The 23,282-nt window shown below is 60.0% G+C and carries 18 protein-coding genes and 2 pseudogenes; 12 read left to right on the top strand and 8 right to left on the bottom strand.

Annotated elements, in window-relative coordinates; genetic code table 11:
* Positions 1-24: 24 nt before the first annotated feature.
* Both XW59_RS27360 and metC read right to left on the bottom strand, forming a co-directional pair.
* Positions 25-1,398 (bottom strand): MmgE/PrpD family protein, encoded by a 1,374-nt coding sequence (locus XW59_RS27360; protein ID WP_047144434.1) that lies wholly within the window; start codon positions 1,396-1,398, stop codon positions 25-27.
* A 54-nt stretch (positions 1,399-1,452) separates the two neighbouring features.
* Positions 1,453-2,613: a cystathionine beta-lyase gene (gene metC / locus XW59_RS27355; protein ID WP_047144584.1), complete on the bottom strand. Its 1,161-nt coding sequence runs from the start codon at positions 2,611-2,613 to the stop codon at positions 1,453-1,455.
* A 296-nt stretch (positions 2,614-2,909) separates the two neighbouring features.
* On the opposite strand from metC, the gene XW59_RS27350 reads away from it, so the two are divergent.
* The 3 genes from XW59_RS27350 to XW59_RS27340 are packed head-to-tail and all read left to right on the top strand — an operon-like array spanning position 2,910 to position 6,261.
* Complete coding sequence (locus XW59_RS27350) at positions 2,910-4,286, top strand: MmgE/PrpD family protein (protein ID WP_047144433.1); 1,377 nt, start codon at positions 2,910-2,912, stop codon at positions 4,284-4,286.
* Positions 4,287-4,291: 5 nt separating this feature from the next.
* Complete coding sequence (locus XW59_RS27345; RefSeq protein WP_047144432.1) at positions 4,292-5,644, top strand: MmgE/PrpD family protein; 1,353 nt, start codon at positions 4,292-4,294, stop codon at positions 5,642-5,644.
* A gap of 17 nt (positions 5,645-5,661) precedes the next feature.
* Positions 5,662-6,261, top strand: coding sequence for a glutathione S-transferase family protein (locus tag XW59_RS27340; RefSeq protein ID WP_047144431.1), 600 nt, complete (start codon positions 5,662-5,664; stop codon positions 6,259-6,261).
* Between the two features lie 425 nt (positions 6,262-6,686).
* Here the strand turns inward: XW59_RS27340 and XW59_RS29725 are convergent.
* Positions 6,687-6,982: pseudogene (locus XW59_RS29725) on the bottom strand (hypothetical protein); the annotation flags it as partial.
* Between the two features lie 10 nt (positions 6,983-6,992).
* Positions 6,993-7,406 carry a helix-turn-helix domain-containing protein gene (locus XW59_RS27330; protein WP_047144429.1) on the bottom strand — a complete coding sequence of 138 codons (414 nt, stop codon included), beginning with the start codon at positions 7,404-7,406 and terminating at the stop codon, positions 6,993-6,995.
* A gap of 89 nt (positions 7,407-7,495) precedes the next feature.
* On the opposite strand from XW59_RS27330, the gene XW59_RS27325 reads away from it, so the two are divergent.
* The 6 genes from XW59_RS27325 to XW59_RS27300 all read left to right on the top strand — a co-directional run bounded on the left by XW59_RS27325 (position 7,496) and on the right by XW59_RS27300 (position 14,566).
* Positions 7,496-8,380, top strand: a complete 885-nt coding sequence (locus tag XW59_RS27325; RefSeq protein ID WP_047144428.1) for an NmrA/HSCARG family protein — start codon at positions 7,496-7,498, stop codon at positions 8,378-8,380.
* Between the two features lie 312 nt (positions 8,381-8,692).
* A complete protein-coding gene (locus tag XW59_RS27320; RefSeq protein WP_082137493.1) occupies positions 8,693-8,977 on the top strand; it encodes a YMGG-like glycine zipper-containing protein in 285 nt (94 codons plus the stop codon).
* Positions 8,978-9,189: 212 nt separating this feature from the next.
* Positions 9,190-9,864 (top strand): response regulator transcription factor, encoded by a 675-nt coding sequence (locus tag XW59_RS27315; RefSeq protein WP_047144427.1) that lies wholly within the window; start codon positions 9,190-9,192, stop codon positions 9,862-9,864.
* Position 9,865: 1 nt separating this feature from the next.
* Positions 9,866-11,215 (top strand): HAMP domain-containing sensor histidine kinase, encoded by a 1,350-nt coding sequence (locus XW59_RS27310; protein ID WP_047144426.1) that lies wholly within the window; start codon positions 9,866-9,868, stop codon positions 11,213-11,215.
* A gap of 199 nt (positions 11,216-11,414) precedes the next feature.
* The gene (locus XW59_RS27305; RefSeq protein ID WP_047144425.1) at positions 11,415-12,608 is read left to right on the top strand and encodes an efflux RND transporter periplasmic adaptor subunit; all 1,194 of its coding nucleotides are present in this window, start codon (positions 11,415-11,417) and stop codon (positions 12,606-12,608) included.
* A gap of 8 nt (positions 12,609-12,616) precedes the next feature.
* Positions 12,617-14,566, top strand: a complete 1,950-nt coding sequence (locus XW59_RS27300) for a MacB family efflux pump subunit (RefSeq protein WP_047144424.1) — start codon at positions 12,617-12,619, stop codon at positions 14,564-14,566.
* Positions 14,567-14,717: 151 nt separating this feature from the next.
* Here XW59_RS27300 and XW59_RS27295 read toward each other — a convergent pair.
* The 4 genes and pseudogenes from XW59_RS27295 to XW59_RS27280 form a co-directional block, all read right to left on the bottom strand.
* Positions 14,718-16,425: pseudogene (locus XW59_RS27295) on the bottom strand (hypothetical protein).
* Between the two features lie 410 nt (positions 16,426-16,835).
* Entirely contained in the window at positions 16,836-17,780 is a 945-nt protein-coding gene (locus tag XW59_RS27290; protein WP_047144423.1) for an aldo/keto reductase, read from the bottom strand.
* Between the two features lie 25 nt (positions 17,781-17,805).
* On the bottom strand, positions 17,806-18,114 hold the full coding sequence (locus tag XW59_RS27285) for a hypothetical protein (protein ID WP_047144422.1): 309 nt from the start codon (positions 18,112-18,114) through the stop codon (positions 17,806-17,808).
* An 89-nt stretch (positions 18,115-18,203) separates the two neighbouring features.
* Positions 18,204-19,148 carry a branched-chain amino acid--2-keto-4-methylthiobutyrate aminotransferase gene (locus tag XW59_RS27280; protein WP_047144583.1) on the bottom strand — a complete coding sequence of 315 codons (945 nt, stop codon included), beginning with the start codon at positions 19,146-19,148 and terminating at the stop codon, positions 18,204-18,206.
* 73 nt (positions 19,149-19,221) lie between these two features.
* On the opposite strand from XW59_RS27280, the gene XW59_RS27275 reads away from it, so the two are divergent.
* From XW59_RS27275 to XW59_RS27265, 3 genes are all read left to right on the top strand, one after another.
* Positions 19,222-20,739: a PLP-dependent aminotransferase family protein gene (locus XW59_RS27275; protein WP_052958053.1), complete on the top strand. Its 1,518-nt coding sequence runs from the start codon at positions 19,222-19,224 to the stop codon at positions 20,737-20,739.
* Positions 20,740-21,123: 384 nt separating this feature from the next.
* Entirely contained in the window at positions 21,124-22,329 is a 1,206-nt protein-coding gene (locus tag XW59_RS27270) for an ABC transporter substrate-binding protein (RefSeq protein WP_246666241.1), read from the top strand.
* Positions 22,330-22,525: 196 nt separating this feature from the next.
* The gene (locus XW59_RS27265) at positions 22,526-23,281 is read left to right on the top strand and encodes an ABC transporter ATP-binding protein (RefSeq protein WP_047144582.1); all 756 of its coding nucleotides are present in this window, start codon (positions 22,526-22,528) and stop codon (positions 23,279-23,281) included.
* The last annotated feature ends 1 nt before the right edge of the window (position 23,282 follow it).

Genomic DNA, 23,282 nt, shown 5'->3' with positions numbered 1-23,282 from the left:
AGACACGGCGCCCTGGAGCGGGCGTCAGGTACCGGTGTCGCCAGCTAGCAGTGAGGCAATCGACGCCAGGCCATCCATCCCTTCCCCGAAACGGCGCACGGTGACAAACAGGCCGTTGGCTCTTGTTCCACCCAGAACAGGTTCGACAAGACCTTTGAACTTGTCTTCGATCTGCGCCCAGCTCAAAGGCGTGTCGGGATGGCCGAGCACGACATCGACCACGGCTTCAAGTGTCTGGCCGTCCGAAAGGGTGATTTCGAGACGCGCGGCGACTTCCGACTGTCCCTTCACTGGAATACAAGTGACGCGCGGCGTGAGATCGGCAACGATCGGATCGTTGATGATATCATCGGTAAAATCGAACGCACTAAGGCGATAGCCAGCCAGGCCCATGGCGATACAGCAATGGGTGCTGAAACGGGCTTCCAGCCCGGTTTTCGGGGCAGGATTTCCGGCGGCGACAAGCGCGATCGGATTGACATATGCCCTGATCGCTTCGATGCGCCGATTGCCGAGCCTGCCTCTCACGCCCTGCGCAGCCTCAGCCGCGGCATGGGTGGCGCGACAGGAGGCAAAACGCTTGTAGCCGTTGCGCAGCACATACCATTGTTGTGTGAAGTCGAGTTCAGGCAGCACGTATTCGGCATCCTTCAGAAAGGATGGAAGGATGCCCTTATCGATTTCAAACAGGTCAGAGGCCGCCAGGAAACCGCTCTGCGCCATTTCGGCGGCCATGATGCCGTCCATCGCTGCTTTGCCGGCATGAAACGGCTTGGAATGCGTGCCAAAGGAGCCGACCAGCCCGCCGGCCGTCGTTGCCGCAACGCCGAGCGCACTCGCCGCCTCTTCCTTTGTCAGCCCGAGGACCACGCAGGCGCTTGCCGCCGCACCGGCCCGGCCGAAAATCGAAGTGGGGTGAAACCCGCGATGCTGGAGCGTGCGTCCTACTCCTGATTGTCCGCCGCCGCCCAGCCGGGACATGACTTCGTAACCGGTCACGAACGCTCTCAGCGCCGTCGTATCCGCCAGTCCGTGATGCTGTGCCAGTGTGAGTGCCGCCGACCAGCACGGACCGCTCGGATGGCCTCCACCGGCATAATGCACGTCATCCAGGTCCATCGCATGGGTCATCGTACCGTTAAGGAGTGCTGCAACCGCCGGCTGGGTCTGAGGGCCGAGGAAGATGCGTGCGCCGCCGGGTGCGTTCCAGCTATTTGCCAACTTGCGCAGCGCCTTGACGGCAGGATCTGCATGCCCGGCCACCGAGACGCCGATGTAGTCGGCCAGTGCCTGCCTGCCAGCTTCCTGAACTTCTTCTGGCAGGGGCATCGTGGTGGCTCGCGCGACAAAGCTGGCGAGGGTGGCTGAACGGTCCGACTGTTGATGCGGCTCGGTCATCAGAGGGGTTCCTTGCTTTGCGGAACGACGAAAATTCGGGCAGGGCAGCTGAATTCAGCGCAGCCGGTCGAATCCCGCGCGAATGTCGTTGATGAGATCGCGTGGATCTTCGAGGCCGACATGGATGCGGATCGTCTGCCCATTCGGGTCCCAATGGGTGGCGCTGCGGTTCGCAGCCGGATTGGTCGGCGTCATCAGGCTTTCGAAGCCACCCCAACTCGAGCCCATGCCGAACAGGCCGAAACCATCGAACATCCGCGCGAGACGGGTGCGGTCCTGCTCGTGGATCACCATTCCGAACAGGCCGGAAGCGCCCGTGAACTGGGCCTTCCACAGATTGTGATAGGGGCTGGAGGGCAGGGCGGGATGAAGCACGCGGATGACCTCGCCCTGCTGCTCCAGCCATTGCGCGACCATCAGCCCGGATTCGTAATGCTGACGCAACCGCAGACTGAGGGTGCGCAAGCCGCGCAATGCCAGAAAGGCATCGTCAGGGCTGATGCAGACGCCGAAACGCAGGTAGATTTCGCGAAGGCGGTCATAGCAGGCCGCGTTACAGGCAATTGTTCCGAGCATGATGTCGGAATGGCCGGAGATATATTTCGTGCCGGCCTGGACCGAGATGTCCACGCCCACCTCCAGTGGCTTGAAAAAGTGCCCGCCACTCCAGGTGTTGTCGATCGCAGTGGTGACGCCGCGGCGTTTGGCGATCGCTGCGATCGCTTTCACGTCCTGAATCTCGAAGGTCTGCGAGCCGGGCGATTCCATCCAGATAAGACCAGTTTCCGGGCGGATAAGCGCTTCGATTTCGGCGCCTGCAGCTGGATCGAAATAGGTTGTTTCAACGCCCATCCGGCGCAGAACGCCCTCACAGAACTTGCGCACCGGCGCATAGGTGTTGTCGGTCACCAGAATGTGCGCACCAGGCTCGGCGTAGCTGATCAGGACGACGCTGATCGCCATTACGCCGGAGGGGGCGACCAGCGCGTGATCGCCGTGCTCCAGCGCACAGACCGCCTCTTCGAGCGCATGCGTCGTCGGCGTGCCGCGCCGAGCATAGCGCACACGTAGCGTTTCCTTGGCATCCAGCGTTGCCAGGTTCGGCATCAAGATTGTGGATGCTCGGTAGACCGGGACGTTGACAGCGCCTTTGTGCGCCTTCGGGTCCCGTCCGGCATGCGCCAGAACGGTATCGGGCCGGTAATCGCCGCTCATGAGATGGTTCTCCAACACTGCCTGCCTGTGTCGACCCGAAGGGGCCAGGGCGAAACTTGAAAAGACACGTTGCACCCTGAAAAACATCGGTATACATTAGCACTTAAGTTGTCAAATGAGGTTCGTTCGGCCGCCGAGACTTCCGCACGGGAGGGAGGCGACCCGGAGACTAAAACACACCACCGGCAGGAGCGGCGTCGCACGGCCGCAGGTGTCCGGCCCTGCCGGCCACCCGCCTTCCAGCTTGTTCATACGCGCCGGTCGATGCGAGCCGGACCATCCGGAGACCGCAATCCATGCCCCTGGCCTTGCAGATCGCCGAACGAGCGTTGGCGCTCGATCGCGAAACCTTCGACCCACGGGCGGTCAAATGGGCGAAGGACGCGATCGCCGACATGATCGGTTGCACGCTTCTGGGCGCCAACACCGAGACGACCGATGCAGCGCTCAACGCCGATAGCTATGCGCCAGGCGCCTGCCTTGTACTTGGCCGAAATCGTCGGCTGGGACAGCTCGAGGCTGCTTTCGTCAATGGCACCGCCGGCCATGCGCTGGACTACGACGACACAAGCAAATCGCTATCGGGCCATCCCACGGTCATCATCGTACCCGGTCTGCTGGCGCTGGCGGAGGAACGGGATGCCAGCGGTCGCGACTTTCTCGATGCATATATCGTCGGCGTGGAGACGGCGACGCGGCTGGCCAGAGGCGTCAATTTTCACCACTACGAGAAGGGCTGGCATCCTACGGCGACGCTCGGCATCTTCGGTGCTGCCGCGGCTGCCGCGCGCCTGTTGGGACTTTCAGCCGAACAAACGGCCCATGCCTTGTCAGCCTGCGTATCGTTCGCTTCCGGCGTCAAGGCCAATTTCGGCACGCCGACGAAGCCAATGCATGCCGGGATAGCCGCGCGCAACGGGCTCTTTGCGGCCCTGCTGGCGAAGAAGGGGCTCGCTGCAGCCCCGGGGGCACTGGAAGACCGCCAGGGCTTCCTTGACGTCTTCAACGGACCGGGCAATCACGACGCGGCGAAGATGCTGATTGACTGGGGGCAGCCGCTCGATCTGCTGGATCCCGGCATCTCGATCAAGAAGTATCCCTGTGTCTACAGCGTGCATGGCGCGATCGATGCGGCGATCGCCTTGCGTGAGGAAAGCGATGTCTCGCCGGAAGCGATCGTTTCCGTGCTGGTGCGCATGCATCCGCGCCGCCTTCTTCCCCATGTACGCAACCCCGCAACCAGCGCGCTGAACGCCAAGTTTTCGCTGCCCTACGCTGTAGCGCGGGGGCTCGTCGACGGTGCCGTAACGCTCGATCATTTCGAGGAGGATGCCTTGCACGATCCGGTCGTAACGCGGGTGATGGACCGCGTCGTCATGGAGCCACTTGACGATTTGACGAATGACTACGGCGCTGAATTGCGCGTCACGCTGGCCGATGGCACGGTCTGCATGAAAGCCGTCACGGCTCCGCTCGGGCGAGGGCCGGAAGTGCCGCTGCCGCCGGCAATGCTGGCGGCTAAGTTCGCCGACTGTGCGAGCCGCGCTGTCAGTGCGGCCGGCGCCTCGGAGATCTTCGACATGCTGATGGCACTGGACGGACTGCGATCGATGCGCCTGCTGACCAAGGCCATCGAGAAAGCGACCTCCGACCGATCCGGATCTGCGAGGTGACACGGATGAGCTTCTCTCTGGATCTGGCCCAGCGTGCCAATGCGATTTCATTCGACACCTGCCCGCCGGAGGCCGTCGCCTTGGCAACCCGCGCGCTTGCCGACACTCTGGGGGTGATGGTCGCCGGCAGCGCGGCACCGTTCCTCGACCCGATCGCCAGGGTTCTGGGTGCCGACGGTCGTCACGGCACTGTCTGCGCCATCGGCCGTCCTGGTCGCTATTCGATACTGCATGCAGCGCTCCTCAACGGCACGTCCGCTCATGCGCTCGACTACGACGATTGCAGCACCGTGATGGGCGCGCACCCTTCCGCGCCTGTAGTGCCCGCCATTCTCGCACTGGCGCAGGAGCGCGGTCTGGACGGGCGGGCAGTCGTCGAAAGCTATCTGGCCGGCATCGAAGTGGAAATCCGGTTGGCGCGGGCCGTCATGCCGCATCACTACGAAAAGGGATGGCACCCAACCTCGACGCTTGGCGTGTTCGGCGCGGCAGCAGCCGCAGCCCGACTGCTGCGATTCGACGATGGGCTCCTGGCTCAGGCGCTTGCCGTTGCGGTCTCTCTGGCAAGCGGCGTGAAGGCGAATTTCGGCACACCGGTCAAGCCACTGCATGTCGGTCAGGCCGCCTATAACGGCCTCCTGGCTGCCACAACCGTATCGCAGGGGATGCGGGCCAATCTAGACGCATTCGAGCACAACTATGGCTTCTTCAATCTGTTCAACGGTGCTGCTGCTTTCGATCCGCAGTGCGCGCTGAACGGCTGGGATGAAGGGCTCGAAATCCTCGGCTCCGGCCTGTCTGTGAAGCAGCATCCGTGTTGCGGCAGCGCGCATTCGGCCATTGATGCCGCGCTGGAGATTCATGCCGCAAAAGGGGTAATTACGCCCGAACGGATCGAGCGGATCGATATCTGGTCGCATCCGCGCCGGCTTGCCCATACCGACCGTGCTGCGCCGCGCACCGGGCTTGATGCCAAGTTTAGCATCCAGTTTCTGACCGCGAAGGCGTTGCAGACCGGAGCGATCGGCCTCGGTGATTTCGACGACGTGTCGTTTCTCACGCCGGATGTGGCGGCGCTGATGGAGAAGACCACCGTGCATAGGCGAAGTGGGGCCGACGAATATCTGGCTGAGCTTCGCGTGACGCTCTGCGACGGTACCCTCCTCGACGCGCAAGCCTCGACCGCGCTGGGGCGCGGCCCTGACCGACCGCTCTCCGACGCGGAACGCGAGGCGAAATTCATCGACTGCCTGCGCGGCCGCGCCGATGCGCAACAAGCACGGGACCTGTTCGAAATGATACTGGCGCTCGACACGGCTCGGGACGTCTCCGCCATCATAGACGGTATTTCGCGCTAGAAGAGAGGGCTTCTGCCATGCTGAAGGTCTACGGCCGTTCCAATTCCTCCAACTCCGCCAAGATTTACTGGCTGCTCGACGAAATCGGGCAGGTCTTCGAGCAAATAGAATGCGGAGGCCGGTTTGGTGGCACCGACACGCTCGCCTATAGGGCCATGAACCCTCATGGCAAGGTACCGACCGTCGTCGACGGGGATGTGATTGTTTGGGAATCGAATGCGGTGCTGCGCTATCTTGCAGGTCGTTTCGGCGCCGCCGCTTTGTGGCCAACGGAGGTCGGCGCACGCGCTTGCGTCGATATGTGGATGGACTGGAGCGCGACTGGGCTCGTGCCGCCGCTTGGACGGCTTCGCAAGAGCATTAAGGGCGCAGAGATTCAAGAGACGCTGGTCGCGCCGGTGATTGCAACCTTTCGACTTCTGGACGCGCAACTGCAAAACCGTGATTACATTGCCGGCAACGCCTTCACGCTTGCCGACATTGCCGCCGGACCGGCCCTGCATCGCTGGTTCCTGCTTGCGGTCGACAAGCCCGACCTGCGGGCGCTGGGATTATACCGCGACCGGCTTGCTGCCCGTGCACCCTACCAAGCCCGTGTTGTAAATGGCCTCACGTGAGGGACACCGGGAACGGCTTCATATCATCTTCAAATTCCTTGTAGACTTTCCGAATGCTCTGCCCTGCCACCAATAGGGGCTAGTTTCGTGTCCAAAGGTCGCCACCTGAGGGGAAACTTATGGTGTCGAGAAACAGAAACAAGGCGTTTCAGCCTGTCCTATAAACGGAGCAAGGGCGATCGTTGCAAGTGCAGTCGCCGCAGCCAGCAGGCAGCGTGCCCACCTACGACATGCTGCTGCGCCGGCGGCGCTAGCGGCTGTCATGGCTTTGGCCGTGACAGCTATCGAGGAATGTTGCACAACGTCGTTCATGAGGTGGCTTCTACGGCGAGTTTTGTCTCGATAGGGGTGGTGTCCGTCGTCCTGGTTGCGCCGGCGAACCTTGATGTTTGTTCAGACGAAGCACCTCGCGCTTCAGAAGGTCTCCGAAGCCGATCTCGTAGCGCCGCGAGCGTTGCAATCTCATACGGCCGGCGATCGGCTTCCCCTGCCCGAAAATGAGTTTTCAATCGACCTGACTGAGGTGGGTGACTGGAACGCGATCCAGGAGTCTCCGACGCGTGTCCGAGTAGAGCCGTTTCAGCAACGCAATCGCCCCAAGCAGTGGATCGTGGCGGCGCGCCGAGTGAAACGTGAAGGTATGCAGGAACGCGCCAGCGTACTTGCTGACGGTTACATACTGCTCGACCGCCAAGGTCAATGGTGACGCCTCGTTGTCCTCGGGATTTGGATTACAACTCCGTCTGGTCGTAAGCGCGCCGGTTTGCCGTGATGGAGTTCAAATTGTCGCGGACCCAGAAGTTAAACTCCTCAAGAGCGCGCAAGGCTCCGTGGCCGATCTCCGTCAGCTCATACTCGACACGCGGTGGCACTTCAGGGAAATAGTGGCGTATAATAAATCCGTCGCGCTCGAGATTGCGCAGCGTGAGCGTCAGCATGCGCTGGGTGATTTCACCAGTCTCTTTTCTCAATGCTGAAAAGCGGAGCCGACGATCCTCAGCGAGAGAAAGACGCCAAAGAACCGGCACAGTCCATTTGTCACTCAGCAGGCTGCAGACCCCGTTTGACGGAATGGGCCTGAATTGTTTGTCGTTCTCTGACCCGTGCAGCGTGCCGGCATCGATCTCTTCGTCCAAGGGTATCATCCGTGTGCCTGATGCTGAAAAATGTGCCGTCTTCCGACGAAATTGGATTCGTATATATGGATGGCCCTTGTTTAACGCGAGGGTTTCAAGTGACCAATAGCAAGCACCCCATTCTGGTTTTCGGCGCTACCGGAAGACAGGGTGGATCTGTCGCCAAAGCCTTGTTGAATACGGGTTGGGTTGTTCGCGCGCTTGTTTTGGATCCCACCGAAGCTGCGTCCGTGCAATTGCGGAATTCAGGCGTGGAGCTAGTGCAGGGTTCTTTCGAAGAGACAGATGTGATCCGCTCAGCGATGAAAGACGCCTACGGCGTCTTTAGCGTACTGCCAGCCAACCTGGCCGCCGAGGATGAAGTCCGTCACGGCATTTCGATTGCCGATATCGCTGCCGAAACCGGCATCAACCATTTTGCCTATTCGTCGGGCGCCAGCGTGGGGAATGAACTGACAGGCGTTCCGCGTTTTGACGCCAAGCCTCGTATCGAAGCGCATGTTCGAGGACTAGACATAGCTACAACCATCATCCGGCCGATGATTTTCATGGAGATGCTCGTGCGACCCGGTTTCGGTCTGGATGAGGGCCGGCTAATATCCCTGATCCGACCGGACCATTTTATTCAGCTTACTGCCGTAGAAGACATCGGCAGGTTTGTTGCTGCCGTGCTTGCCGACAAGCCCCGCTTTGGCGGCAGGACGCTTAAGATCGCGAGCGACCGCCTTACTGGGCGCGAGCTTGAGATCGCCTTCAGCGAAGTCGCCGGTCGTCCAATCTCCTATGAACGTTTTCCCGATGACATTCTCGCTGCAAACACGGATCTCGCGCATATGGCGAAGAGCCTGGAAGACGGGCCGCTTGCAGAGCACGTCGATTTGGAAGTCATGCGCGAAATGAACCCCGACCTCCTCACCTTCAGGTCCTGGCTTGCTGGCAATGGGCGCCGCTCGCTTGATGAGGCCTTGCGAACATCAGCCTAGCTAGGGCGTGCATCCAGTCGATGACCCGAAGCGTGCTCATACTGTCTTTAGGGCGTAGGTAAATTGCCGACGCTACGCACCAACGCCAACATGAAGCGGCTCCAAGCGCGAGCCGCCCCTGTGTCGTCGAATCTTTGAAAAGTGTTCGCGACAGAACCCGTTTTTCGTGCACGAATTTTCACTTTCGACCGGCATCGATGCCGACGGTCCTGTGTAACTTCCACGTAATCCCCGGTGGCCATACACCTCCACCTCGGCTCGCCTTAATGATCGACGGGCGGCCGGAGCATGATATGGATCGAAAGGACGCAGATGAAGAAGATCATTTCAGGCGTACTCATTTGTCTGACGCTGACAGCGTGCAGCCAGACGGAAAAGGGTGCCGGTATTGGTGCGGCCAGCGGCGCAATCATTGGTGGGCTGGCAAGCGGCACATGGGAAGGCGCTGCGGTAGGTGCTGCGGCCGGTGGTGTGGGAGGTGCAGTCGTTGGCAATGTCAGCGAGCGTAACGACAGGAACCGCCGTGAGCGCTGGGAACAACGTGACCGTCGTCACTACGGTTGCAGATACCAGGATCAATACGGGCGCTGCCGATAAGGAGTACTGGCTTGTCGGTGCACGGTCAAAAACCAGATGGATGCCGGGCCAACTTTGGTTTGTTCGGTATCGACATTTGCAACAGGTTCCTGGCGCCCAATAACCGTACGACCAGGATCGCATGATAGTCGGGCTCATCTGAGCCCGAGGCGCGGTTTTGCTGTAAAGACTGTCGGACGACGACTGTCCGGAACTTAACCGATCAGGCCACGATGAAACTCCTGCTTATCGAAGACGATCCGGAAATGACAGACGCGCTGAGAGCCGCTCTCTCCCAGCACGGCATTGTTCTCGACGCGGTAGGGGATCTGGCTACGGCACGGGAAGCGATTGCGGTGGCCGACTACGACATCGTCCTTATCGACAGGCAACTGCCGGATGGCGACGGCAGCTCGTTTCTGGCAGATTTGCGTCTCGCGGGAGCAAGCACCCGTTCGATCATCATCTCCGCTCTGACATCGACGGATGAACGGATTTCCGGTCTGAATGACGGCGCCGATGATTATTTGCCGAAGCCGTTCGAAATCCCTGAACTGATTGCCAGAATGAGCGCTGTGCTGAGACGGGCTCCGACAGCCGGACCATCGGTCCTGACTGCCGGCAATGTCATCTTTGATCGCACGTCACGCGATGTGCATGTGAACGGCGTGCGGCTTTCTCTCACCCGCCGGGAGCTGCTCATCATCGAGACGCTTCTGAGAAACCGTGGTCGTACCGTGTTGCGCTCCTCGCTGGAAGAGCGGGTCTATTCCTTTGACGACGAGATCCAGTCGAACTCGCTGGAGGCCAATATGTCTCGTCTGCGCCGGAAGCTCAGCGATGCCGAGGCGGACATTGTCATCAAGAACATTCGTGGCATTGGCTACTACCTTCATGAGCAGAAATAGGATGAAAAGCTCATCTCTGCGCTGGCGATTCACACTTGGCTTCATCGTCCTGCAGGTTTGCGCGGTCGTCGTCTCGCTCGGCCTGGTTTTCTATCTGTTGTCCGGCATCAAACCCGACGTGGCGATCACGTCCATCTGGCTGTCTCAGGAAATCGCCGATTCGGTCGATCTCGGGCCGGATGGCCGGGCCCGTCTGGAGCCGACGGCCAAACTGACGGAGATGATGGAGGACGCGCCCGACCTGTGGTTCGTGGCGGACCTGGGCAATGGTGGTGTCCTCTCACACGGCGCAATTCCCCAGGGCATTGCCGGCAATACGCCATTCCTGAAGACGTTCAGAAGCGTCGAACTCCATGGTTATCTTGACGATCCATTGAGCGTAGCCCGAATGGAGCGGTTCGAGACCCCGGCCGGTGAGGCAACAATACTTGCCGGCGGTGCTCCCATGTCCCAATATGGCGTGACCGTCCTGCTGGGGAATTTTGCCGTCGGCGTGCCGGCGCTGATTCTCGTCGTCATCTCCCTGATCGGCGTGCCGTTCGTCACGCGCTGGGCCTTGCGGTCTTTCGGCAATCTGAAGGAGCGCCTCGACCGGATCGATCTCGACACCCGTGGCGCTCTGGTGGAAGAGCGGGGCCTGCCCAATGAGGTCCTTCGTCTTGTGCGTGACATCAACAGGGCGCTGCGTCGTCTCGATAGTGGCTTCGAGTCGACGGAGCGCTTCTTCGTCAACGCCGCGCATGAACTTCGAACGCCGATCGCCATACTCCAGGTGAGAATCGATACGCTCCCGGCAAGTGAGGTCAAGATGCACCTGCAGACGGGCATCAAGCGCCTTACAGCGATCACGAACCAGCTTCTCGACACCGAAAAGTACCGGCAAAAGCCTCAGCAAGACGTAACCGTCGATCTCAATGATATTGTGTCGAAGGTGGTTGCAGACATTGCCCCCTTCGCTATTGCGGAAGGCTATGAGATTGAGTTCGACAGCAACACGGAAGACGCTTTCGTACGTGGGGACGCGGAGGCGTTGGAGCGTACATTCGTCAATCTGGTGCGGAATGCGATCCAGTACGGAGGGGGAAGCGGGCTGATATCGATCGCCGTCGAATCTGACGGCAGCGTGACCGTGGCTGATCAGGGCTGCGGCATAGCCGACGACAAGCATGCGCGCATATTCGAGCCGTTCTACCGGGTCAGTCCGCACGGCTCGGGAGCCGGCCTGGGGCTCAGCATGGTCAACGAGATCGTGACCCGCCACGGCGGTTACGTCGAGCTGTCTTCGGCCCCCGGCAAGGGCAGCACCTTTGCCGTGCGCTGGCGCGGCATGCGCGTTTTCCAACATCCTTAGCGCATGTCTCCCGAAAGTGGAGACCGGTTTCGGGATAAAGACATGCGAAAAAAACAAGACGCTAAAGCGTGCGGAGTGAATCTGAAAGATCGCGACACGCTTTAGGGAGCGCGTCTGCCAGGCAGGCCGCTCCGTAATGTTGGGGCAATACTCGTGAGTGACAACGCCCGCGATTCTCAATAGCGCGGTCCAAGGCTCAATGACACGATACATAACCCGAAAGCGTCTGGCCCTGGCGGCGGCAACCCTTGTTGGTCTGCTGGTCGTCTGGTTTCTGTTTCTGCGTCCGCCGGCGAAGCCTGAATTGGTGACCGCGCAGGCGCGTACTGGCGACATCGAGGAGGTCGTGCTGGCGACCGGGGTGCTCGAACCGCTGGAACTGGTGCGCGTCGGCGCCCAGGCCTCCGGTCGCGTGGAGCGTCTGGCTGTCAAGATCGGTGACGTCGTCGAGGCCGGGCAGTTGGTGGCCGAGATCGATTCCCAGACCCAGCGCAACACCTTGCGGGACCGGGAGGCTGCCCTTGCCAACATCCGCGCCGTCCATGTCGCGCGCATGGCCGGTCTGACTCTGGCCGAGAAGGATTTCGAGCGCCGCCGCGCGATGCTGGCCGCTGCCTCGACGCCGCGCGCCGAGTATGACGCTGCTGTGGCCGCCCTGGCCAGTGCGCGGGCGGAGGTCCAGGCGCTGGACGCACAGATCAGCCAGGCGCAGGTCGCACTGGAATCCGCGGGGGTAGAGCTTGGCTATACCCGCATCACCGCCCCTATTGCCGGCACCGTGGTTGCGATCGTCACCGACGAAGGCCAAACCGTCAATGCCCTTCAGACCGCGCCGACCATCGTCATGATCGCGCAACTGGACACAATGACGGTGCGCGCGGATATCTCCGAGGCTGACGTCGTGCGTGTACGCAAGGGCATGCCGGTCTGGTTCAGCATTCTTGGCGCCCCGCAGCGTCGTTTCGATGGCGAACTGCGCCAGGTCGAACCAGCCCCCGCCTCCATCGCCAACGAAGGCAGTTCTGCTGCAGGCGTGCGGGGCTCAACCAGTGGGGCCATCTACTACACGGGGCTGATCGACATCGCCAACGTGGACGGGGTGTTGCGACCCGCCATGACGGCGCAGGTGTCCATCGTCCTGAGTCGGGTCAGCGGCGCCGTGCTGGTTCCTCTGAGCGCAGTGGAAGGCGCGCCCCGGGGCGGCGATACGGCGCATGTCCGCGTGCTCGACGCGAAGGGCGAGGTACAGATGCGGGAGGTGCAAGTCGGCATCGACAACGGCGCGGACATCCAGATCCTGAGAGGGCTTCAGGCTGGTGAGATCATCATCCTTGGCGCGTCCACAGACGAACGCGCAGACGGCCAGTCTCAACTGGCCGGGCCCAACCGGTAGGGCGCGTCATGACCGAGCCGCTGATACGCGTACGAGGGGTATCCCGCGCTTTCCCCGCAGGCGACGAGATGGTGCGGGTGCTGAAGGATGTCGACCTCGATGTCGAGGCCGGCGAGATGATGGCCATTATCGGCGCCTCCGGCTCCGGCAAGTCGACCCTGATGAACATCCTTGGATGTCTCGATCGGCCGACGACAGGCAATTATTGGATCGAAGGGCGCGAGACGTCGAAGATGGATGTGGACGAACTGGCGGCGTTACGCCGTGAGCGGTTCGGTTTCATCTTCCAGCGCTATCATCTGCTTGGCGACCTGAGCGCGGCCAGCAATGTCGAGGTGCCGGCCATCTATGCCGGACGCAGCCGATCCGACCGGCACAAGCGGGCGATCACCTTGCTGACCCGGCTGGGCCTGGCCGAGCGCACGGGCAATATCCCCGGCAAGCTGTCGGGCGGCCAGCAGCAGAGGGTGTCGATCGCCCGCGCCTTGATGAATGGCGGCGAGATAATTCTGGCCGACGAACCGACCGGGGCTCTGGACACGCACAGCGGCGCGGAGGTGATGAATATCCTGCGCGAACTTCATGCCGAAGGGCACACCATCATTCTGGTCACGCATGACAAGAAGATCGCCGACCATGCGGATCGGGTTGTGGAAATCAGCGACGGTGTCATCATTTCCGATGTGCGCAATGTAGCGAAGGCGGCCGCAACGGGGCGTCCCGTCCGGGAGCGCGCGCCGGACGCCGGCTGGCGTGGCGCAATCGATCGGATGACCGAAGCCTTCCGCATGGCCGGGACGGCGATCTGGGCCCACAAGATGCGCTCGCTTCTGACCATGCTCGGCATCATCATCGGTATCGCCTCGGTGGCCGCGATCTCGGCCCTGGGAGCCGGCTCGCAGCAACAGATCCTGAACAGTATCAGCTCGCTCGGCACCAATACGATCGAGGTGCGGGCCGGGAAAGGCTTCGGCGATCTCGAGGCGGGCCGAATACGGACCCTTGTTCCTGCCGACGCCGATGCGCTGGCGCGCCAGCCCTACGTTGACAGCGTGACGCCAACCGTCTCGACCAGCGTGACTGTCAAGCGCGCCGCCGTGGCCGTCAATGCGGCGGTCACCGGCGTCGGCGCCGACTTCTTTCGCGCACGAGGGCTTGAATTGGCGCAGGGACGATTGTTCGAAGCCCAGGATGTCATAGGCTACGGCCAGAATGTGGTGATCGACGCGAACGCCGCACGCGACCTGTTTCCTGACAGGGCTGATCCCGTGGGGCAGGTGATCCTTCTGGGCACAATGCCGGCGAGGGTGGTGGGGGTGACAAAACAGGAGAACTCCTTCGGACCGGCGGCGGATACCCTGACCGTCTATGCGCCTTACACGACCGTCATGGGTCGCATGCTGGGTCGCCCGAACGTCGATGGCATCACTGTCCGCATCAGCGACGATGTCGACCCGGGCAATGTCGAGGCTGCGGTTTCCCGCCTTATCGAGCGTCGGCACGGCGCGAAGGACTTCTTCCTCACCAACTCGGCGACCATCCGCGAGACCATCGAGACCACCACGCAAACCTTGACGCTATTGATTTCGTCAGTCGCGGTAATCTCGCTGATTGTCGGCGGCATTGGCGTTATGAATATCATGCTGGTGTCGGTCACCGAGCGCACCAAGGAGATTGGCGTCCGCGTGGCCGTCGGTGCGCGCCGCAGCGACATCCTCTCGCAATTCCTGATCGAGGCCGTTCTGGTTTGTCTTGTCGGCGGCTTGATGGGAGTCATGCTTGCTCTCGGCATCGGCGCTCTTTTCAACTTGTTGAGCCCCGACTTCAAGATGATCTTCTCCTCGGGATCGATCATCATCGCCTTCGCCTGTTCGACCATGATCGGTGTCGTCTTCGGCTTCCTGCCCGCGCGCAGCGCGGCCAATCTGGACCCGATCGAAGCCCTGGCGCGCGATTGATGGGCCGCCGGAGGGGATCCGAACCGCTACTGGACGTCTGCTTTGTCGGTCTTGCTCTTCGGAACCGGACTGACAACTGCCGGCCCATACCGGCCGTGTCTGATGGCGGATCAAGAGGGATCGAGCTCCTAGATCCCCCCTTGAAATCCGCCTACGCCGCTTCCCAGACCTGGTTCAAAATCCGAGCGGCGAGAGCTGCCTTGTCCTGCGGCAGGAAACGACCGTAGTGCTGCGCGACCATGTCTGGTGTGTCCTGGATGGCGTAGCTCGCCTGCTCGTAGGAACCTGTCTGCTTGAGGATATGCGTCGCCAACACGTCGCGGACATTATGCGGGCCGTGAGGGAGGAGGCCGGGAATCGCGCCCCGTTCCGTGTAGGGGTTGTAGATCCCATATCGCTGGATCGTCAGGCGCCAAGCCTCATAAAACGTGTTCTGGTCGTAGGAAGCATCCTTGCTCGTCGTCTTCACCGTCTTGACGAAGAAAGTGCCCGGGTCCTCGGCGCCGCCGAGAAGCACACGCCTGTGCCGATCGGTATAGGCCTCGATGTGATCATAGAGGCCGCCGAGGTTGGGCAGGATCAATCGGAACGGCTTGCTCCCGAAATAGGACGAATTGGTATTCTTGAAGGCGACCGACGGGATTAGCACCACCCAACCCTTGTCACGTTCGCTCCATCGGATCTCGCCGCGCTTCATGTCGGCGAGTTGGCGCTCGGACCGGGGCAGTCGTCCGCGTTCACAGACCATCAGCTGACGAAGGTTCTTCTGCCGCAATCCAAGGTGCAGCCCAAAGCGCAGCATCAGGAACGAGCGGACGGTTTCCGCCGCCGGGCGACGATAGAGCCGCTCGTCCGGCATGAGTCGGAGGATTTCCTCCGTGATCTTCCGATATTCGCCGACCGGGCTTTCGGCCTCCAATACCGGCATGATCGGCTCGAACGGGTCGCGATGGACCCGCGCGACACGTTGAATCTCCTTCACGCGGGAGGACGCATGCTTGAAATAGACGTCGCAGGCATCGTCCCAGTCCGCACATGCGCGGTCGATGTCTTCCTGAGTAACCAGGCCGGCGATAGGCTGGAGCCGCGTTCCGAGATGAGGATGCTGCCGCAGCCATCCCGTTTCCTTTCGGGTGAGGGCAAGCGAGATGCGCAGCATATCCACCTCCCAGGCGGTATAGAAGCCGCGCCGCCTCTCGCGCCATTGCACGTACCAGTCCCAGATCGAGGGGAAGACGAGCAGCCCGAAGGTCAGGTGCTGCGGCGCCACGCCGTAGCCACGTACGGGGGCCCGCGAATGGGCGGCCAGGGCGCCAAACATCAGGCCGAGATGCTCGACCTTCTGTGATGCTGTCTCTTCGCCCCAAACACCTTTCCGCTGGAGACCGAATGCCGTGAGCGTTGCGGTCTTGAAGCGGATGAGTTCGACCATTTCCATGGCGAGGACAGGTGGGGCGTCGATGACGCCGGATCGCAGGTCGGGATCAGCGAAGGAAACGCTGTCTTCGTCCTGCTCCTCGCATCTGTCTCGATAGCGTTCGCCCGCGATGACAGCCTGACCGTAAGTGATTCCTGGAAGCGGATCGCGTAGCGCTGCTTCATCGCGGCTGCCTGGAAGCGCCTGTAGTCGGTCGAACCCTGATGATTACGCGCCGAACCCATTCGAGGATCTCCTCCTGTTCCTGGCGCGGGCGTATGTTGAAATCGTCGGGCAGATGCCAAGCGAGTCGCCGTCGCTCGGCCGGGGCAATATCGTCGAGAACATAACCCGAGGCCGACCGAGTCTGATGCGGCAGCTTCGCCTTGAAATATCCTGCCGGAAGGCGGTACCGGCGTTCGATGCGACCGAGCACCTCCATGCTCGCAACGCTGCGAGGGGCTTTCGATCCCTGTAGCCAATGACGAATGGTCGAGTGGTCGAGTCTTTCGTCATCGCGAACGACGGCACGGCCGATTGACAATGTGGGGCTCAGAACAGCCTTGGCACGAGGTGATTGACCAAAAGGTCGTCTGGGTGTTGCACGTCGATGCCGACGGCTCCAAACCTTGGTTGGAAAGTCAGCGAGGTTCTGCGTCACGATAACGGTGCAACGTCTGACGATCGTGGCGGCGAGCACATGTGGTCATCCGCATGCGTCAGCGCCGGGATCAGGACCTGGTAGCATTATCAGGACCTGGTAGCATTCGACCAAGCTATCGCGCGTTGCCCGATCCATGAGGTCGCGCCTTGCCATGCGCAAGGCGCCCGGGAACGTCGCTTACCATCAATCTATCGATGCCTGTCATGAGAACCTTGCTGCGGATCCTCGATAGAGAAGGGCAACTCCATCAACTCTGCCCATACAGCTTCTGGTATCGGCCAGGTGGACCATTCAACGGTCTGGGCAACCCGCTCAGGTTTGGAAATGCCGCAGATCGTCGACGTGATGCGGCGGTCTCTCATCGAAAATTGCAATGCAGCAGCTCCAACCGGTATATCGTGGGTGTCACATATCCTCCGTAGCGCCGCAATCCGGGCCTGTTCGGTGGGATTCAGGTCCCGGTATACATATCTTCGAACTTCATTCTCACCTTTGGCCAATACTCCGCTGGAATAAGGAGCTGCGTTGAAAACAGCGATTCCGAGGGCGGCCGCCTGTGTTATGACCTGATCGGCCTGGCGATTAAGCAGCGTGAAGCGATTGTGCGTGAGCATGGCGTCAAACGGCCAACCCTCCAGCAATTGGGACAACAGCGTGATATTTCCCATCGCAATTCCGACGGCGTCCGTAAAACCTTCCTCTTTCATTTTGAAAAGAGTATCTAGCGCTCCGCCCTTCTTCGTCACATCTTGAATATCCTGCGCATATTCCGGGTCGTGGATATGAAGAATATCAACTTTGCTCAACCCGAGCGTGTTCAGACTCTCCTCAAGCGAGCGACGCGCCTGCTCGCCATCGAACCGGTTCGTGGCCGCGTCACGATCGAGCTTGGTCGCGATCGTGAATTGGTCGGGCGGCCCGCCCATCTCACGAATGACCTCTCCAATGAGGGTTTCACTGCGCCCGGGCCCGTAGTTTCGCGATGTGTCGAGAAAGCGAAAAGGACTTTTCAATGCCGCACGGATCGTCTCTCGCGCACGCTCGGCCTGCACCTCATATCCATAAAGCTCCGGCACGCTGGCTAAGGGCGAGGTTCCAAAGCAGACACGGGGCAGATCCAAAAGCTTGGTCATTGAAGCCTCTTGTCGAGTGCCGCGATCAGGCCATCTTTCGTTGCTGAAGGGCGATGGGTAGAAAATCATAGGTGGCGTACATTTCGCTGCGGAAGGCACCCCATGCGGAACTTTCGATAGACCGGTTCACATCGCGAAGCTTTTCGGCGGGAAAGCGAAGCGTAACGATTTGCCCAAGACCCATTGCGATGACCCAGGAAACGATCTCCGTTCCCTCCGGCGGAAAGGCGCCAAGCCAATTCTGCTCATTCAGTTGTTCCTGAAGTTGCCCGACGGTTCGCGACTGATCATGGCGCAGCAAGATCGTCAGCATCATGGTCGATGTTTCACTCATTGCAGATTTCCATAGCTGTCCTGGTTGGCATGTAAGTAAGTCTGCCTGGAACCGAGACCATCGTGTTCCGGGCAGACCGAATGCAAGCCTCAGACGAGGTCGTACTTCACCGGCTCGCCATGCCAGCCACTGGTACGCTTCGCCCAATAGGTTTCACGAATTTTCTGGCTGATTGGCCCGGGGCGATCATTGTTCATGATCCGGCCGTCAATCCGGCTCACGCCGATGACGCCGCCAGCGGTGGAAGAGACGAAGATCTCGTCGGCATCGCGCAATTCCTTGGCAGAGACCCTGCGCACTTCCAGCTTGAGGCCCAGATCGTCACAGATCTCCAGGACAGACTTCCGGCTGATGCCCTCGAGCATGCCGTAATCCGGAGTTGCAACAACACCGTCGGTGACAACGAAGACATTGAAACCCGGGCCTTCCGTTACGTTTCCATCCAGATCGAGAAGTATCGGATAATCCGCACCCTTATCCTCCGCCTCGAACATCGAGATGTTCATATCCCCCCAATGGAAGTTCTTGGCGGTGGCATCAACGCAGACCTGGGGGATACGCGGCGTCGACGAAACGATCATATGCATTCCACGCTCGATCTTGTCGGACGGGACAAGGGTGGAAAACGGCGACGCCCAGCAGACGATATAGTTCCTGGCCTTGGCAGGGTGGCGAACGCCCGGGGCTCCTTGACCGCGCAGACAGTCCATCGCCACATACGCGCTGCGCAGCCCCGACAGCGCCATGAGCTTATGCAAGATCTCGCGGATCTCTTCGTCCGTTTCCTTCGGGCTGAACCGGTAACGCTCGATCGAGCGGCGAAAACGGCCGATATGGTCATCAAGGCGAAAGAACACTCCGTCCCACACGCTGACAACGTCGTAAACAACATCCGAGCGGCGATACGCCCAGTCGGTGACGGGGATTTTGGCCTCGGCGAGAGGCACGAACTTGCCGTCAACATAGGCCGCGCCGGAGGACCAGTTTATTGAGTCGTTTTCAGCGGACTCTGCCTGATTAGCCGCATAAGTCATAACATCTCTCCAACTTCGTAAGATCTTCAACAGTTGCCACTGGAAATCCATTTTGGTAACTGCCGGGAAGATAATGCGGAAGTGGAGATACGAAAGGTCCAATTCCTTGCGAAACAAAAGGTCCACTTTTCGCGCAGGCCAGCTACCGCTTGACGCGCTCCTGATTGATCGGGACAGCCCCGAACCCATCCAGCGCCAACTTTATGCGGCCCTTCGCGACCTGATCTTGCGGCGTGTGTTGACGCCCGGACTCAAGCTTCCTTCAACACGTGAGCTGTCGAAGAGAATAATGGTCTCGCGCAACACGGTGGTCCGGGCTTACGAGCAGCTGGATAGCGAGGGCTATGTCGAGACCCGACAGGGATCCAACACCTGCGTGGCTGACCTTCCTTTATCGCCCTCGTCTGCTATTGATGACGACAGCGGCAAGCAAACCGGCCACCTTTCCAATTTCGGGCATGCGTTCGACTCGCTTGAACTTCCGCAATTCTCGGTGCTTCATACCGCCTTGAGGCCGAGCACGCCCGACGTCGCCAGTTTTCCCTTCAAAACCTGGAATCGGCTTCTGGGGGGAAATCTGCTTCGCCAGAATTTTGATCTGTTCAACTACAACTATCCTACCGGATATCCGCAGTTAAAAAAGGCAATCGCCAGCTATCTGCAAGCTTATCGTGGTGTGCGGTGTGAAGCGCATCAGATCCTGATCACAAACGGTGCTCAATCCGGGCTTGATCTTTTGTCGCGCGTTCTTTTGGACCGCGGCGATACGGTCTGGATGGAAGAGCCGGGCTACGACAATGCCCGCGTTTTATTCAGTGCCGCCGGAGCTCATATCAAGCCGCTGCACGTTACTTCCAGCGGCTGGGATCTCGACCGCGTACCGGACGGCGATATTCGCCTGATCTATTCCACCCCATCCTGTCAGGCGCCGCTGGGACTTACCATGCGCATGGAACAGCGGTTGCGTCTGCTGGAGATCGCCCATCGCAAGGGGGCATGGATTATCGAGGATGACTTCGACAGTGAATATCGGTTAACCGGCGCATCGATTCCAGCAATGCAGGGCAATGATAGTTTCGGACGAACGATCTATATCGGCACATTCGCCAAGACGCTCTTCCCTGCCATCCGGATTGGCTTCGTGGTGCTGCCGCGGTCGATCGAGCCGAGCGTCAATCGTGCGGCTTTCTACTGCGGTCATCAGGTAAGCCTGCCTCTCCAGGCCACGCTCAGCGATTTCATCATGAGCGGTCACTTCGCGCGCCACCTGCGCCGGACACGCAGGCTCTATGCCCAGCGCCGGGAAGTATTTCTTGAACTATCCCGCGATCTTCTGGGCGAATGGATGGAGCCGTTCGAGGCCGATGTCGGAATCCAGGTCGCATTCCGCTTCAAGCGGTCGTTCAACGATGCCGCCATTGCCAGACGTGCCAATGAGCTGAATCTCAACGTTGTACCGCTCTCACGATATTGCCATTTCAGCGACCCCATTCGCGGCCTCGTATTTGGATACGCCGCACTCGATGAATCTTCCATGCGAACGCATCTTTCTACTCTCGTGGAGATAATCAGAGCGAGTGAAGGCGCATAGATCTCGCGCTCCAACCGACACCTCCTTTTGCTCAACTGCGGCAAAGGGTGCTTAGCGATTCCACCAACCTGCGGCTGTGATTGTTTGGGCTTTTGCCGCGCGCAGGGGTGGCGCGAGCGCGGTGAAAGCGCGACCTCGCATCCTCAGATTGTGTCCCTCAAAATGAAGGCTGCACGGGATTAACATCAAAGTGGACCCATCAACTTTCACCATATTGGACCTTCCGTAGGTTAAGCTCCATGGTACACTTTTCTCGCAAACGGCAATCATGCAGCCAGTTGGACGAGATCCAAAACGCATAAAAAAACGATCAATTTCAATTTGATGGCTTGCTGCTGCCAACTCAATGAAATCTGAAACCCGGCCGGAAATGGGAGGCCTCCCGTGAATTACAGTGTGAAAAGCTTTCTTTGTGCAGGATTAGGTGGCGTCGCGATGGCGCTGGCCAGTTCAGTTGCCCCGGCGCAGGAGGCGGAGCCGATCAAGATCGGCTTTGCGACCGCGCTCTCGGGCTGGCTGGCGGCCTACGATCAGGAGCCACATCAGGCCGCGATCCTGAAGATCGAGGAGATCAATAAAGCCGGCGGCCTGTTGGGCCGCAAGATCGAATATCAGGTCACGGATACCAAGACGGACCTGACACTGACGGCGAATGTCGCAGCCTCGCTTATCGATTGGGGCGCCAATATGCTCGTCGTGCCGCCAGATTTCGACTATGGCGCGCCGGCTGCCTTCATGGCGCAGAACGCCAACCTGATTGCCATATCGACAGGGGCAAGCGATCCCAAGATGGGTGTTCAGGGGGTTGGCTCGAACGTCTTCTCCGCGCATTCCGCGGGACAGGCCGCCGGTATCGTCATGGCCGAATATGCCCATGACAAGATGAATGCAAAAACCGCATTCATGCTCGAGGACGTGTCGCTGGAAGCCCATAAATCATCTTGTGCCGGTTTCGTCGCGGGTTGGGAGAACAAGGGAGGCGAACTTGTCGGAAGAGACTCCTTCCGCATGGAGGATACTTCCATCGCCGCTCAGATAACGCGGATCAAGGGTTTGGCGAGCGAGCCCGACATCATCTTTCTTTGCTCCGGTCTTCCCCAAGGGGCTTCTGCGGTCCGGCAGGTCCGTGCTGCGGGAATTGACACGCCGATCCTGGCGGAAGCGGGCATGAGCGGCGACTACTGGCTCGGCGGCGTGCCGAACCTCAAGGATTTCTACGTGCCGACCTTGATGTCGATCAGCGACGATCCGCGCCCTGAAGTGAACAAGTTCATCGAAGCGTACAAGGCGCGGTGGGGTGCTCTTCCGACCACCGAGTTCTCGATACTCGGCTATTGCACGATCGAGCAATGGGCGGCGGCCGTCGAACAGGCGCAATCGGTGGAGACGGAGGTTGTTCTCGCGGTGATGAACCAGTTCGAAGATCAGCCCACCACCTGCGGCCCGACATCGTATAGCGACCAGATTCATATCCAGGTCAGCCGTCCGCAACTCATTGCGCGGGTCGAAAATGGTTCATTCCGGTCGGTGGAGATATTCCGCAACCAATTTGTTCCAGACCTGAAACTGCTCCTCAGGAGCAGCAATTAACGGTATCATGCGGTGCGCGGCGCTTTGCGCCGTGCACGCTCCGTATGCATCTGCGGCGGGGCCCGCTGGCATATGCACCCTTTGCTGCATCTTGCAGCGCGTTCGCGGTGAACGCGTTCATTCCATAAACCGATCACAAGTTCTGACACCTATTGGTCGACAGGTGCGGTTTCAAAAAATGGAGACCTGGATCTCAATGTCGGAGTCCCGCAAGGAGAAGCTCGAGGCCATAGACGTCCACGTTCATTTCGGCGGCGTCAAAGCCTTGAACGGCGTAAACCTCAGCCTTCAATCCGGCGACATTCTCGGCTTGATCGGGCCCAACGGCGCCGGCAAGACAACGATGGTCAACGTTCTGAGCGGTTTCCAGATGCCGCACCCCGGAACCGTCAAGCTGAACGGCGAGAATGTCTCCAATCTGTCCGCCCGAAAAATGGCGCGCGCCGGTATTGGCCGCAGCTTTCAATCGGCCCGTCTGTTTCCCAAGCTGACCGTTCTGGAGAATCTGGTGATTCCGGGCCTCGGTATCGGCTTGTCGCGCCGGGCCGCAACCTCCCAGGCTCGGGATATTCTCGATTGGATCGGCTATCGGGAGGATCCCGACCGCCAGTGCGATTCCCTTCCCTACAGCGATGAGCGCCGCATCAGCATTGCCCGCGCGCTGGCCCTGCGGCCTTCGTTCGCACTGCTCGACGAGCCCGCATCGGGAATGAATGAGCAGGAATGCGATAGACTTATGCAAATCATCACAAGAATTCCTCAGGAATTCGGCTGCGGCGTTGTTCTTATCGAACACAATATGCATGTCATCATGGGGGTTTGCCATAGAATTCATGTTCTGGATGGCGGGAAAAGTCTTGCGGAGGGAACTCCGGACGAGGTGAAGAAGGATCCGAAAGTGCTCAGGGCATATCTCGGCGAGCAGGCCTCGCGCCCGGAAGCAGTCATTTAAA

It is taken from the genome of Aquamicrobium sp. LC103 (genome assembly GCF_001014615.2).
Taxonomy (GTDB): domain Bacteria; phylum Pseudomonadota; class Alphaproteobacteria; order Rhizobiales; family Rhizobiaceae; genus LBCQ02.
Note: the sequence above shows the minus strand (reverse complement) of the source record. Positions and strands in the feature narration are given on the sequence as shown.